Here is a 13407-nt window from a genome sequence, read left to right as displayed (position 1 = left end):
GCACCGCCGGCCTTTCGGGCAAGTGATTAAGTGCCAGGTTTACCCCACGAGTGTCCGAATAGCGGACAGACAACAGCAGTTGTTGTGTTAACAGTCCGTTTCGCGGGTGTCTGTCTCTCCTCGCTTTGTCCGGATTTCGGACAGGCGAATGTGATCGATGTGACCAAAGCGAGACCCTTTAAGTGTGGTTTACAAGCCGGACGTACTCAATAGTTGGGTTCATTGAGCTCGGGTCAATGGGTCACGCGCTGTGGGGAGCGCCGACTCACGAGCACACTCGGGGTACCGGTTCCGTCTCCGCTGTCAGGGGTGTCAGCGTGGGACCGGTGCCTCTCTTGTAGTGGACAGTGGACTCCTGAGGAGGCATACCCATGCGCGGTGCCAAGAGTGCGAAGTGGGTCACAAGCGCGATAGTCGTGGCCATGGCCGCGACGGCTTGTGGCGGTGGATCCGACAGCTCGTCAGACTCGGGCAAACCCCAGGGTTATGTCTCCATGGACAACGGTGAGCCGCAGAACCCGCTCATCCCCTCGGACGTCAACGAGACCTTCGGCCACCAGGTCGTCACCGCGCTCTACTCGCCGCTGGTGAAGTTCGGCGACCAGGGCAAGATCGTGAACGACGCCGCCGAGAAGATCTCGACGGAGGACTCCAAGACCTGGACGATCAAGATCAAGTCCGGCTGGACGTTCCACAACGGCGAGAAGGTCACCTCGCAGTCGTACATCGACGCGTGGAACTGGGCCGCCAACGTCAAGAACAACCAGAAGGACAGCCTCTGGTTCAACGACATCAAGGGCTACGAGGACGTCCACCCGGAGAAGGGCGACCCGAAGGCCGACAAGATGTCGGGCCTCAAGGCCGTGGACGAGACCACCTTCACGGTCGAACTCGGCCACGCCGTCCCGTACTTCGAGTACAAGCTGGGCTACGTGCCGTTCATGCCGCAGTCGAAGGAGTTCTTCAAGGACCCCAAGGCGGCCGGCCAGAAGCCGATCGGCCAGGGCCCGTACAAGTTCGAGAAGTGGGAGCACAAGAAGCTCATCCAGGTCGGCGTCTACGACGGCTACAAGGGTGACGACAAGCCCAAGAACAAGGGCGTGCAGTTCAAGGCGTATTCGACCGTCGAGGCCGCCTACCAGGACCTGCTCTCCGACAACCTCGACGTGATCCGCCAGGTCGGCCCCAAGGACCTGCCGAAGTACAAGTCGGACCTGGGCGACCGGGCGATCGATCAGCCCTACGCGGCCGTTCAGAGCATCGTCCCGGCCTTCTACAGCGAGCCGTTCAAGAACGTCAACCCCAAGGTGCTCCAGGGCCTGTCGATGGCCATCGACAGGCCGACCATCACCAAGACGGTCCTCAACAACACCCGCGTCCCCGCCACGAGCTTCACGGCGCCGGGTGTCATGGGCAACCAGACCGACCTCGGCGTCGACGTCTTCAAGTTCGACCCGACGAAGGCCAAGGAGCTCATCAAGGAGGGCGGCGGCGTCCCGGGCAACAAGATCTGGATCCAGTACAACGGTGACGGTGGCCACAAGGAGTGGATCACCGCCGTGTGCCAGAACATCCGCCAGAACACCGGCATCGAGTGCCTCGGCGACGCCAAGCCGGACTTCCAGGCCGACCTCGACGCCCGCGACCAGAAGCAGGTCAAGGCGATGTACCGCGGTGGCTGGGTCGCCGACTACCCGCTGAACGTCAACTTCATGCGTGAGCTCTACCGCAGCGACGCCGAGGCCAACAGCGGCCACTTCTCGGACAAGGGCATCGACGAGCTCTTCGACAAGGGCGACAACGCCAAGACCCTGGACGAGTCGGTCAAGCTCTACCAGGAGGCCGAGAAGGCCATGGCGCAGAAGATGCCGGCCATCCCGCTGTGGAACTACAAGGCCAACGCCGGGTTCTCCAAGAAGGTCGAGAACGTGAAGTTCGACTTCCGCGGCGACCCGGTCGTCACCGAGATCACCCCCAAGTAGTCCCCGCACTCGCGGAACCATCCGCAACCGGTTCCCCCGCCACCCCCGTAATCCGGTACGGGCGGGAAGGTTCCGGGGGCCGCCCGGCAGCCCGGCTGCCGGCGCGGCCCCCGGTGCCGTCGTTATCCATATGGAGGCACCATGGGGCGCTTTGTCGCGCGGCGACTGCTCCAGATGATCCCGGTCTTCCTGGGGTCAACCTTGCTGATCTTCCTCATGATGCACGCCCTGCCCGGTGATCCCGTGCGGGCGATGTGGGGAGAGCAGGCCATCGACACGACGCAGATCGCCCGGGTCAAGCACGACCTCGGGCTCGACCTGCCGCTCTGGCACCAGTACTGGAACTACCTGAGCGGGCTGTTCCAGGGCGACTTCGGCACCCAGATAGCCAGTCAGAGACCTGTGGCCGATGTGATCGCCGATGCCTTTCCGGTGACCATCCGACTGGCGCTGTTCGCGTTCGTCTTCACCGTGGTCGTCGGCATCAGCCTCGGTGTGCTGGCCGGCCTGCGCGCCGATCGCTGGCTGGACAAGGGGGTGCTCTTCTTCACCCTGTTGCTGGTGTCCGTGCCGTCCTTCGTGCTCGGCTACGCGTTCCAGTTCCTGTTCGCCATGAAGCTGGGATGGCTGACGCCCACGGTCCAGAACTCCGAGGACTTCGGGCAGTTGTTCATGCCGGCCGTCGTGCTGGGCTCGTTGTCCCTCGCGTACGTCACCAGGCTGACCCGGACCTCCATCGCGGAGAACATGCGCGCGGACTACATCCGTACCGCCGTCGCCAAGGGACTGCCGCGGCGCCGCGTCGTCGGCGTGCACCTGCTGCGCAACTCGCTGATCCCCGTGGTGACGTTCCTCGGCACCGACCTCGGTGCCCTGCTGGGAGGCGCCGTCGTCACCGAGGGCATCTTTAACATCAACGGTGTCGGACGCGTCATCTACGAGGCGCTCAACCGTCACGAGGGCTCCACCGTCACCGGTGTCGCCACTCTGCTCATCATCGTCTATCTCCTGGCCAGCCTGATCGTCGACCTGCTTTACGCGGTCCTGGACCCGAGGATCCGTTATGCCTGAGGCAACCGAAGGCACCGTCATGACGCCGTCGGCCGCTGAGGAGAAGGTCGTGAAGGCGGACAACACGCCCAAGAGTGGCGGCAGTTCGAGCGGCAAGCCGCGCAGTCTGTGGTCCGACGCCTGGCGTGACCTCCGCCGCAACCCGTTGTTCGTCGCGTCCGCCGTGCTGATCCTGCTGCTCCTGGTGATGACCGTTGCCCCGGGACTGTTCACCGACACCTCGCCGCGCGACGGGAACCTGAGCGGTTCCTTCCTCAAGCAGCCGGACTACGGCAACGTCTTCTCGGGCGACTGGCTCGGCTACGACGGCCAGGGCCGCAGCATCTGGGCGCGCATGGTCTACGGCGCGCGGGCCTCCGTGACCGTCGGAGTCGTGGTCACGCTCGCCGTCACCCTCTTCGGCGGTCTCGTCGGCATGCTGGCCGGATATTTCGGCGGCTGGTTCGACAGCCTGCTCTCCCGGATCACCGACATCTTCGCGGGCATCCCCTTCCTGCTCGGCGCCATGGTCGCGCTCACCTCCTTCGACGTACGCTCCGTCTGGGTGGTCTCGGGGGCACTGGCCTTCCTGGGCTGGACGCAGATCGCCCGTGTCATGCGTGGGTCGGTGATCTCCTGCAAGCAGTCGGACTACGTCGTGGCAGCCAAGGCCCTCGGCGCCGGCACCAGCAGGATCCTGCTGCGGCACATCCTGCCCAATGCCGTCGCACCGGTGATCGTGGTCGCGACCATCGCGCTCGGCGGCTACATCTCGTCCGAGGCCACGCTGTCCTACCTGGGCATCGGCCTGGCCGACCCGGCCATCTCCTGGGGCATCGACATCTCCGCCGGCAAGGACCAGTTGCGCAACGCGCCGCACGTCCTGCTGTTCCCGGCGCTGATGGTCTCGATCACGGTGCTGGCCTTCATCATGCTCGGCGATGCGGTCCGCAACGCCCTCGACCCCAAGCTGCGCTGAGGGAGGCGTACGTGACCGACAAGAACGCCCAGAAAGCGCCCCTGCTCGAAGTCCGTGACCTGCACGTGGAGTTCCACACCCGCGACGGCGTCGCCAAGGCCGTCAACGGTGTCAACTACTCCGTGGACTCCGGCGAGACGCTCGCCGTGCTCGGCGAGTCCGGCTCCGGCAAGTCCGTGACGGCGCAGGCCATCATGGGCATCCTCGACATGCCGCCCGGGAAGATCCCGCAGGGTGAGATCCTCTTCCGCGGCCAGGACATGCTGAAGATGTCCCCCGAGGAGCGGCGGAAGATCCGGGGTGCCAAGATCGCCATGATCTTCCAGGACGCCCTGTCCTCCCTGAACCCGGTGCTCAGCGTCGGCTATCAGCTCGGTGAGATGTTCCGGGTGCACAAGGGGATGTCCAAGAAGGAGGCCAGGGCCAAGGCCATCGAGCTGATGGACCGGGTGCGCATCCCGGCGGCCAAGGAGCGGGTGGGCGACTATCCGCACCAGTTCTCCGGCGGCATGCGCCAGCGCATCATGATCGCGATGGCGCTGGCCCTGGAGCCCGACCTGATCATCGCGGACGAGCCCACCACGGCCCTGGACGTGACCGTCCAGGCGCAGGTGATGGACCTGCTGGCCGAGCTCCAGCGCGAGTTCAACATGGGCCTCATCCTCATCACCCACGACCTGGGTGTCGTCGCGGACGTCGCCGACAAGATCGCCGTGATGTACGCGGGCCGCATCGTCGAGACCGCGCCCGTCCACGAGCTCTACAAGCGTCCCGCCCACCCCTACTCGCGCGGCCTGCTGGACTCGATCCCGCGGCTGGACCAGAAGGGGCAGGAGCTCTACGCGATCAAGGGGCTGCCGCCCAACCTGCTCGCCATCCCGAGCGGGTGCGCGTTCAACCCCCGCTGTCCCCAGGCACAGGACATCTGCCGTACGGACGTGCCCGCCCTGCACCAGGTGACCGAGCGGGACGGCGCGTCGCTCGCCGGCCGCGGCAGCGCGTGCCACTTCTGGAAGGAGACGATCCATGGCTGAGACCGGCAAGAAGGACGAGGCCGTGGCGGAGCCGACGCCCAATGTCTCCGAGGTCGTCGCCACCGACGCGAGCACGACCGCGGAGGTCGCGGCGGTCCTCGACGCCCCCGTGGACCGCGGTGAGCCCATCCTCCAGGTCCGCAACCTCGTCAAGCACTTCCCGCTGACGCAGGGCATCCTCTTCAAGCGGCAGGTCGGCGCCGTCAAGGCCGTCGATGGCATCACCTTCGACCTCTACCAGGGCGAGACGCTCGGCATCGTCGGCGAGTCCGGCTGCGGCAAGTCGACGGTCGCCAAGCTGCTGATGACCCTGGAGACGGCCACCTCGGGTGAGGTCTTCTACAAGGGCCAGGACATCACCAAGCTGTCCGGGCGCGCGCTGAAGGCCGTGCGCCGCAACATCCAGATGGTCTTCCAGGACCCCTACACCTCGCTCAACCCCCGGATGACCGTCGGTGACATCATCGGCGAGCCCTTCGAGATCCACCCCGAGGTGGCCCCGAAGGGCGACCGGCGCAAGCGGGTGCAGGAGCTGCTGGACGTCGTCGGGCTCAACCCCGAATACATCAACCGCTACCCGCACCAGTTCTCCGGCGGCCAGCGCCAGCGCATCGGCATCGCCCGCGGCCTCGCGCTCAACCCGGAGATCATCGTCTGCGACGAGCCGGTCTCCGCGCTGGACGTCTCCGTGCAGGCGCAGGTCATCAACCTGATGGAGAAGCTCCAGGACGAGTTCAACCTCTCCTACATCTTCATCGCGCACGACCTGTCCATCGTCCGGCACATCTCCGACCGGGTCGGCGTGATGTACCTCGGCAAGATGGCCGAGATCGGCACGGACGCGCAGATCTACGAGCACCCGACGCACCCCTACACCCAGGCGCTGCTCTCCGCCGTGCCCGTGCCCGACCCGGAGGCGCGCGAGGGCCGGGAGCGGATCATCCTGACCGGCGACGTGCCCTCCCCGGCGAACCCGCCGTCCGGCTGCCGCTTCCGCACGCGCTGCTGGAAGGCGCAGGACAGGTGCGCGGAGGAGCTCCCGCTGCTCGCGATTCCCGAGGTCTACCAGGGCAAGGACACCCCGGCCGCGCACGAGTCGGCGTGCCACTTCGCCGAGGAGCGGCAGGTGGTTCCGGCGGCGTAGCCGTCCGCACACCCCGGGCCGGGATCCGTCCCGGGCCTTTGTCCCCGTGAACGCCGGGCGGGCCGGATCTCCGGCCCGCCCGGCGTTCACGCGTGCCCGCACTCACGCATACGGGCGGTTTCTGCGCCACCCGGCACCCAGAGAGCCTCATGAAGTCACCACATGGGGTGTTATCTCGTCCTAAGCAAGGCTGAGGACGAGGAGGGCCCCATGCGGGGAGTCGCGTGTGTCCGGTGGGGCGTCTGTGTGGTGGCGATGGCGCTGGTGGCGTCGGGGTGCGGGGGAGGCAGCAGCGACGGCGCCGGGGTCGTGCGGGCCTCCTGGGGGGATCCGCAGAATCAGCTGGAGCCCGCCGACACCAACGAGGTCCAGGGCGGCAAGGTGCTGGACATGATCTTCCGCGGGCTCAAGCGGTACGACCCCAGGAGCGGCGCGGCGGAGAACGTGCTCGCCGACCGGATCGAGACCTCCGACCAGCAGAATTTCACCATCACCGTCAAGGACGGCTGGACCTTCAGCAATGGCGAGAAGGTCACCTCGAAATCCTTCGTGGACGCCTGGAACTACGCGGCCCTGATCGACAACAAACAGAAGAACGCCTCCTTCTTCGCGTATATCGACGGCTACGAAAAGGTCCACCCGGCCAGTGGGACGGCGACCTCGAAGACTCTCCCCGGCCTGTCCGTGAAGGACGACAGGACCTTCACGGTCAAGCTGCGGACGAAGTTCTCCACCTGGCCCGACACCCTCGGCTACGCCGCCTACGCCCCGCTGCCCGCGGCCTTCTTCGAGAACCACGCCGCCTGGCTGAAGAAGCCCATCGGCAACGGCCCGTACGTCATCGACTCCTACAACAAGGGTTCGTCGATGAAGCTCCTGAAATGGGACGCCTATCCGGGCCCCGACAAGGCGCAGAACAAGGGCGTGGAACTGCGGGTCTACACCGACAACAACACCGCTTACACCGATCTCCAGGCCGGGAACCTCGACCTGGTCGACGACATTCCGAGCGCCCAGCTGAAGAACGTCAAGAAGGACCTCGGTGACCGCTACATCAACCAGCCGGCCGGCATCATCCAGACCCTGGCCTTCCCGATGTACGACCCGGCCTGGTCGAAGCCCGGGATGGAGAAGGTCCGCCGGGGGCTGTCCATGGCCGTCAACCGCGACCAGATCACCGATCAGATCTACCGCAAGACCCGCACCCCCGCGACCGACTGGACCTCCCCGGCCCTCGGCGAGGCGGGCGGCTACAAATCGGGCCTGTGCGGTGACGCCTGCACCTACGACGCCGCCATGGCGAAGAAGCTGATCCAGGACGGCGGCGGGCTGCCCGGCGGCCGGGTCACCCTCACCTCCAATGTCGACACCGGCTCGCACCGCGTGTGGATGGACGCCGTCTGCAACAGCATCAACAACGCCCTGGGCAACGACCGGGCGTGCACCGTCAACCCCATCGGCACCTTCGCGGACTTCCGGAACCAGACCGCCGAGCAGCGGATGACCGGGCCCTTCCGCTCGGGCTGGCAGATGGACTACCCGCTCATCCAGAACTTCCTGCAACCGCTCTACTACACCGACGCCTCGTCGAACTACGGGAAATTCTCGGACCCGCGGTTCGACAAGCTCGTCGACGAGGCCAACGCGGAAAGCTCGGCGGACAAGGCGGACGCCACGTTCCAGGACGCCGAGAAGATCCTCGCCGAGCAGATGCCGGCCATTCCGCTGTGGTACCAGAACGGCAGCGCCGGCTATTCCGAGAAGCTCTCCGAGGTCACGCTCAATCCCTTCAGCGTGCCCGTCTACGAGCAGATCAAGGTCAGCTGACGAGCCTTCGTACGGACCGGGAGGCCCGGCCCGACCGGGCCTCCCGCCACGACCCCCGGAGCCCTCATGGGACGGTATGTGATCCGGCGGCTGCTCCAGATGATCCCGGTGTTCATCGGCAGCACGTTCCTGATCTTCTTCATGGTCTACACGCTGGGCGACCCCGTCGCCGCGCTCTTCGGCGACAAGGCGCCCGACCCCGCGACCGCCGCGCGGATCCGCCAGGAGCTCTATCTCGACGCGCCGCTGTGGAAGCAGTACCTGCACTACATGGGGCAGATCCTCACCGGTGACTTCGGCACGGCCTTCAACGGCCAGAAGGTCACCGAGCTGATGGCGGGCGCCTTTCCGGTGACGCTGCGCCTCACGCTCACCGCCATCGTCTTCGAGATCGTCGTGGGCCTCGTGCTCGGCGTCCTCAGCGGGCTGCGCCGCGGCCGCTCGGTGGACACCTCGGTGCTGCTGCTCACCCTCGTCGTGGTCTCCATCCCGACCTTCGTCAGCGGCTATGTGCTGCAGTTCCTCTTCGGCGTGAGATGGGGGCTGGCCTCGCCGTCGGTCTCGCCCGACGCCCCGCTCGACGAGCTGCTCCTGCCGGGGGTGGTGCTGGGCCTGACCTCGCTGGCGTACGTCACCCGGCTGACGCGGACGTCCATCGCGGAGAACTCCCGCGCGGACTACATCCGCACGGCCGTCGCCAAGGGCCTGCCGCGGGGCCGGATCATCACCCGGCACCTGCTGCGCAACTCCCTGATCCCCGTCGTCACCTTCATCGGCACCGACATCGGGGCGCTGATGGGCGGCGCCATCGTCACCGAGCGGATCTTCAACATCCACGGCGTCGGCTACCAGTTGTTCCAGGGCATCCTGCGGCAGAACTCGCCGACCGTGGTGGGCTTCGTGACGATCCTGGTCATCGTCTTCCTGGTGGCCAATCTGCTGGTCGACCTCCTCTACGCCGTGCTCGACCCGAGGATCCGCTATGCCTGAGTCCCCCGAGCCGCAGGACGCCATCACCCCCGCCGGGGGCGGCGCGATGAGCCTGGCCACCAGCGAGGCGGAGACGCTGGAGAAGGGCCCGCCGCCGACCGCCGGCGTGCCCACGGGCAAGCCCCGCAGCCTGTGGTCGGACGCCTGGCAGGACCTGCGCCGCAACCCCGTCTTCGTGGTCTCGGCGCTGATCATCCTCTTTCTGGTCCTGATCGCCGTCTGGCCGGAGATGATCGCGAGCGGGAACCCGCTCCAGTGCGACCTCGCCAAGGCCCAGGACGGTTCCGCGCCCGGCCACCCCTTCGGCTACGACGCCCAGGGCTGCGACGTCTACACCCGTACGGTCCACGGCGCGCGCGCCTCCATCACCGTCGGCATCTGCGCCACGGCCGGGGCCACCCTGCTCGGCAGCGTCCTCGGCGGGCTCGCGGGCTTCTACGGCGGCTGGTGGGACGCGCTGCTCTCCCGCCTCGCCGACGTCTTCTTCGGCATCCCGATCATCCTGGGCGGGCTGGTCTTCCTCTCGGTGGTCACCAGCGGATCGGTGTGGCCCGTCGTCGGGTTCATCGTGCTGCTGGGCTGGCCGCAGATCTCCCGCATCGCCCGCGGCGCCGTCGTCACCGCGAAGCAGAACGACTACGTCCAGGCCGCGCGGGCGCTCGGCGCCGGCAACGGGCGGATGCTGCTGCGGCACATCGCGCCCAACGCCGTGGCGCCGGTCATCGTCGTGGCGACCATCGCGCTCGGCACCTACATCGCCCTGGAGGCGACGCTGTCCTTCATCGGCGTCGGGCTCAAACCGCCCACCGTCTCCTGGGGCATCGACATCTCCAACGCCTCCGTCCAGATCCGCAACGCCCCGCACATGCTGCTGTGGCCCGCGGGAGCACTGAGCATCACGGTGCTGGCGTTCATCATGCTCGGCGACGCGGTGCGCGACGCCCTCGACCCCAAACTGCGCTGAGGAGCGGGCGGATGGAGCACCAGGAAGCACAGCCGGTCCTGCTGGACGTACGCGACCTCCAGGTCGAGTTCCGCACCCGCGAGGGCGTGGCCAAGGCGGTCAACGGCGTCGACTACAGCGTCCGGGAGGGCGAGACACTCGCCGTGCTGGGGGAGTCGGGCTCGGGCAAGTCGGTGACCGCACAGGCGATCATGGGCATCCTCGACTCACCACCGGGCCATGTCACCGGCGGCCAGGTCTTCTTCCGCGGCCAGGACCTGCTGACCATGCCCGCCGAGACGCGCCGCCGCGTACGGGGCGCCAAGCTCGCCATGATCTTCCAGGACGCCCTCTCCTCGCTCAACCCCGTGCTGAGCGTGGGCGCCCAGCTCAGCGAGATGTTCGAGGTGCACGAGGGGATGACCCGCAAGGACTCGCGGGCCAAGGCGGTCCAGCTGATGGACCGGGTCCGCATCCCGGCGGCCAAGGACCGGGTGGGCGACTACCCGCACCAGTTCTCCGGCGGCATGCGCCAGCGCATCATGATCGCGATGGCGATCGCCCTGGAACCCGCCCTCGTCATCGCGGACGAGCCCACCACGGCCCTGGACGTGACCGTCCAGGCGCAGGTGATGGACCTGCTGGCCGAGCTCCAGCGCGAGTACGACATGGGTCTCGTCCTCATCACCCACGACCTGGGTGTCGTGGCGGACGTCGCCGACAAGATCGCCGTGATGTACGCGGGCCGCATCGTCGAGACCGCCCCCGTCCTCGACCTCTACGCCGCGCCCGCCCACCCCTATACCCGTGGCCTCCTCGACTCCATCCCGCGCCTGGACCGCAAGGGCAAGCAGCTCTACGCGATCAAGGGGCTGCCGCCCAACCTGACCGCCATCCCGCCCGGCTGCCCCTTCAACCCCCGCTGCCCCCGCGCCCAGGACATCTGCCGCACCGACCGGCCACCGCTCTTCACCGTCGCCCCCGGCCGGACCAGCGCCTGCCACTTCTGGAAGGACACCCTCGATGAGAGCTGACGGCGAGGTGATCCTGGAGGTACGCGACCTCGTCAAGCACTACCCGCTGACCCAGGGCATCGTCTTCCAGCGGCAGGTCGGCGCCGTCCAGGCGGTCTCCGGCGTCTCCTTCGACCTGCGGCGCGGCGAGACGCTCGGCATCGTCGGCGAGTCCGGCTGCGGCAAGTCGACGGTCGCCAAGCTGCTGGTCAGCCTGGAACGGCCGACGAGCGGGCGGATCCGCTACAAAGGAGAGGACATCACCCGGCTGTCCGGGCGGGCGCTCAAGGCCGTGCGCCGCAACATCCAGATGGTCTTCCAGGACCCCTACACCTCGCTCAACCCCCGGATGACGGTGGGCGACATCATCGGCGAACCTTTCGAGATCCACCCCGAGGTGGCGCCCAGGGGCAGCCGGCGGCAGAAGGTCCGCGACCTGCTGGACGTCGTCGGCCTCAACCCCGAATACATCAACCGCTACCCGCACCAGTTCTCCGGCGGCCAGCGCCAGCGCATCGGCATCGCCCGCGGGCTCGCGCTGCGCCCGGAGATCATCGTCTGCGACGAGCCGGTCTCCGCGCTGGACGTCTCCGTGCAGGCCCAGGTCGTCAACCTCCTGGAGCGGCTCCAGGACGAGTTCGACCTGTCGTACGTCTTCATCGCCCACGACCTGTCCGTGGTCCGGCACATCTGCGACCGGGTCGCGGTGATGTATCTCGGGCGGCTCGCGGAGGTGGGCACGGACGAGCAGATCTACGAGCACCCGACGCACCCCTACACCCAGGCCCTGCTCTCCGCCGTCCCCGTCCCGGACCCCCGGGCCCGCGCGCGCCGCGACCGGATCCTGCTGGCCGGCGACGTGCCCTCGCCCGCGGCGCCGCCGTCCGGGTGCCGCTTCCGGACGCGGTGCTGGAAGGCGCGGGCGAAGTGCGCGGAGGTGGTGCCGCCACTGGAGGTGCCGGACTGGTTCCGGGAGGGGGGTTGGGGGGCTACGCATGAGTCCGCGTGCCACTTCGCCGAGGAGCGGAGGGTTGTGCCGGGGGGTGGGTGAGGGGGGCTGCCGGCCTGCGGCGCTTTTTCCCCTGCCCGCCGCGGGCGCGAGGCGGCCCGCGGCCGACGTCATCCCGACAGCGCCGGGTCCAGGATCACCTCCCGGTCGCGCTCCACCGTCGGCGGCTCCGGGAAGTGGCATGCCGTCAAATGAGCTGAGCCGCTCCCTTCCAGGCGCACAAGCGAAGGCTCCTCCGACGCACACCGGGCCTGCGCCTTCCAGCACCGCGTCCGGAAGCGGCACCCCGAGGGCGGGCTGATGGGGGAGGGGACGTCGCCCGCCAGGCGGATCCGTTCGCGGACCGGCGAGCCCGCGGTGAAGCCCTCCGGGACCGCGGACAGCAGCGCGTGGGTGTAAGGGTGGCGCGGGCGGCGGTAGATGTCGTCGCGGTCGCCCACCTCGACGATGCGCCCGAGGTACATCACGGCGACGCGCTGCGAGAAGTGCCGGACCACGGCGAGGTCGTGGGCGATGAAGAGGAAGGCGATGCCGAGCTCGCGCTGGAGGGAGCGGAGCAGGTTGACCACCTGCGCCTGGATGGACACGTCGAGCGCGGACACCGGCTCGTCCGCCACCACCAGCCGCGGCTCCAGGGCGAGCGCGCGGGCCACCCCGATGCGCTGCCGCTGGCCGCCGGAGAACTCGTGCGGGAAGCGGTTGTAGTGCTCGGGGCTGAGCCCCACGGTCTCCAGGAGCTCGCGCACGCGCGCCTCGCGGCCGCCGGGCGGCCGGATGCCGTTGATCTCCATGGGTCCGGAGATGATCCGGCCGACGGTCTGCCGGGGGTTCAGGGACGCGTACGGGTCCTGGAAGATCATCTGGATCTGGGCGCGGACCGGCGCCAGCTCCGTACGCGACGCGTGGGTGATGTCGCGGCCCTGATAGGTGATCCGGCCGGCCGTGGGCTCCAGCAGGCGGGTGAGCAGCCGCCCGGTGGTGGACTTGCCGCAGCCCGACTCGCCGACCAGGCCGAAGCTCTCGCCCGCCCGTACGGTCAGGTCGATGCCGTCCACGGCCTGCACCGCCCCCACCTTCCGGCGGAACGGGAAGCCGCCCATGATCGGGAAGTGCTTGGTCAGCCCCTCGGCGACGAGCAGCGGCTCGCCCGGGGACACCTGGTCGCTCATTACGGGACCATCCTTTCTGCAGCCCTCACGAGTAGGGTTGTGACCTCTCGGTCCCGGTGGGTGCACGGCCATGTTCGCGAGCCGCTCGACGGCCACGATGAGTTCCGCCGGCCCCACCGGGCCGAGGCCGTCTGATCGGCTTCAGGGACACGCCCCGCAGAGGGCCGATTAATGAGCTCCCGGCAGACGTCCTCACCACCGAGCAGGTGCTCCGAGTACGACACAGGAGTGCTTCTTTCGTGTACATCGGCTGGGACTGGGCCACCG

11 protein-coding genes are annotated in these 13407 nt (G+C 67.9%); 10 read left to right on the top strand and 1 reads right to left on the bottom strand.

Translation table 11 applies throughout. From position 1 onward, the window contains the following. Window positions 1–371 precede the first annotated feature (371 nt). The 10 genes from ACH427_RS20960 (at window position 372) to ACH427_RS20915 (ending at window position 12013) form a co-directional block, all read left to right on the top strand. Window positions 372–1982 (top strand): ABC transporter substrate-binding protein, encoded by a 1611-nt coding sequence (locus ACH427_RS20960; RefSeq protein WP_398871169.1) that lies wholly within the window; start codon window positions 372–374, stop codon window positions 1980–1982. A gap of 141 nt (window positions 1983–2123) precedes the next feature. After that, window positions 2124–3053 (top strand): ABC transporter permease, encoded by a 930-nt coding sequence (locus ACH427_RS20955; RefSeq protein ID WP_398871167.1) that lies wholly within the window; start codon window positions 2124–2126, stop codon window positions 3051–3053. Next, window positions 3046–4011 carry an ABC transporter permease gene (locus ACH427_RS20950; RefSeq protein ID WP_398871164.1) on the top strand — a complete coding sequence of 322 codons (966 nt, stop codon included), beginning with the start codon at window positions 3046–3048 and terminating at the stop codon, window positions 4009–4011. The genes ACH427_RS20955 and ACH427_RS20950 overlap by 8 nt, the downstream gene beginning before the upstream one ends. 11 nt (window positions 4012–4022) lie before the next feature. After that, a complete protein-coding gene (locus ACH427_RS20945; RefSeq protein ID WP_398871162.1) occupies window positions 4023–5045 on the top strand; it encodes an ABC transporter ATP-binding protein in 1023 nt (340 codons plus the stop codon). Continuing rightward, window positions 5038–6189: an ABC transporter ATP-binding protein gene (locus ACH427_RS20940; RefSeq protein WP_398871160.1), complete on the top strand. Its 1152-nt coding sequence runs from the start codon at window positions 5038–5040 to the stop codon at window positions 6187–6189. The genes ACH427_RS20945 and ACH427_RS20940 overlap by 8 nt, the downstream gene beginning before the upstream one ends. A 210-nt stretch (window positions 6190–6399) precedes the next feature. Next, window positions 6400–8016, top strand: a complete 1617-nt coding sequence (locus ACH427_RS20935; RefSeq protein WP_398871158.1) for an ABC transporter substrate-binding protein — start codon at window positions 6400–6402, stop codon at window positions 8014–8016. A gap of 66 nt (window positions 8017–8082) precedes the next feature. Then, a complete protein-coding gene (locus tag ACH427_RS20930) occupies window positions 8083–9006 on the top strand; it encodes an ABC transporter permease (RefSeq protein WP_398871156.1) in 924 nt (307 codons plus the stop codon). Further along, complete coding sequence (locus ACH427_RS20925) at window positions 8999–9970, top strand: ABC transporter permease (protein WP_398871154.1); 972 nt, start codon at window positions 8999–9001, stop codon at window positions 9968–9970. Before ACH427_RS20930 ends, ACH427_RS20925 begins: the two co-directional genes overlap by 8 nt. An 11-nt stretch (window positions 9971–9981) precedes the next feature. Further along, window positions 9982–10983, top strand: coding sequence for an ABC transporter ATP-binding protein (locus ACH427_RS20920; RefSeq protein ID WP_398871152.1), 1002 nt, complete (start codon window positions 9982–9984; stop codon window positions 10981–10983). Next, window positions 10973–12013, top strand: a complete 1041-nt coding sequence (locus ACH427_RS20915) for an ABC transporter ATP-binding protein (protein ID WP_398871150.1) — start codon at window positions 10973–10975, stop codon at window positions 12011–12013. Before ACH427_RS20920 ends, ACH427_RS20915 begins: the two co-directional genes overlap by 11 nt. A gap of 68 nt (window positions 12014–12081) precedes the next feature. Here ACH427_RS20915 and ACH427_RS20910 read toward each other — a convergent pair whose 3' ends face one another. Then, complete coding sequence (locus ACH427_RS20910; RefSeq protein ID WP_398871148.1) at window positions 12082–13140, bottom strand: ABC transporter ATP-binding protein; 1059 nt, start codon at window positions 13138–13140, stop codon at window positions 12082–12084. Between the last annotated feature and the right edge of the window lie 267 nt (window positions 13141–13407).

Origin of the sequence: Streptomyces sp. NPDC020379, assembly GCF_044387105.1 — a bacterium.
GTDB lineage: Bacteria > Actinomycetota > Actinomycetes > Streptomycetales > Streptomycetaceae > Streptomyces.
Note: the sequence above shows the minus strand (reverse complement) of the source record. Positions and strands in the feature narration are given on the sequence as shown.

What these genes read in the sequence shown, in the direction of transcription:
- ACH427_RS20960 (WP_398871169.1), top strand. Translation starts at nt 372, where the DNA reads ATGCGCGGTGCCAAGAGTGCGAAGTGGGTCACAAGCGCGATAGTCGTG.
- ACH427_RS20955 (WP_398871167.1), top strand. Translation starts at nt 2,124, where the DNA reads ATGGGGCGCTTTGTCGCGCGGCGACTGCTCCAGATGATCCCGGTCTTC.
- ACH427_RS20950 (WP_398871164.1), top strand. Translation starts at nt 3,046, where the DNA reads ATGCCTGAGGCAACCGAAGGCACCGTCATGACGCCGTCGGCCGCTGAG.
- ACH427_RS20940 (WP_398871160.1), top strand. Translation starts at nt 5,038, where the DNA reads ATGGCTGAGACCGGCAAGAAGGACGAGGCCGTGGCGGAGCCGACGCCC.
- ACH427_RS20935 (WP_398871158.1), top strand. Translation starts at nt 6,400, where the DNA reads ATGCGGGGAGTCGCGTGTGTCCGGTGGGGCGTCTGTGTGGTGGCGATG.
- ACH427_RS20930 (WP_398871156.1), top strand. Translation starts at nt 8,083, where the DNA reads ATGGGACGGTATGTGATCCGGCGGCTGCTCCAGATGATCCCGGTGTTC.
- ACH427_RS20925 (WP_398871154.1), top strand. Translation starts at nt 8,999, where the DNA reads ATGCCTGAGTCCCCCGAGCCGCAGGACGCCATCACCCCCGCCGGGGGC.
- ACH427_RS20920 (WP_398871152.1), top strand. Translation starts at nt 9,982, where the DNA reads ATGGAGCACCAGGAAGCACAGCCGGTCCTGCTGGACGTACGCGACCTC.
- ACH427_RS20915 (WP_398871150.1), top strand. Translation starts at nt 10,973, where the DNA reads ATGAGAGCTGACGGCGAGGTGATCCTGGAGGTACGCGACCTCGTCAAG.
- ACH427_RS20910 (WP_398871148.1), bottom strand. Translation starts at nt 13,140, where the DNA reads ATGAGCGACCAGGTGTCCCCGGGCGAGCCGCTGCTCGTCGCCGAGGGG.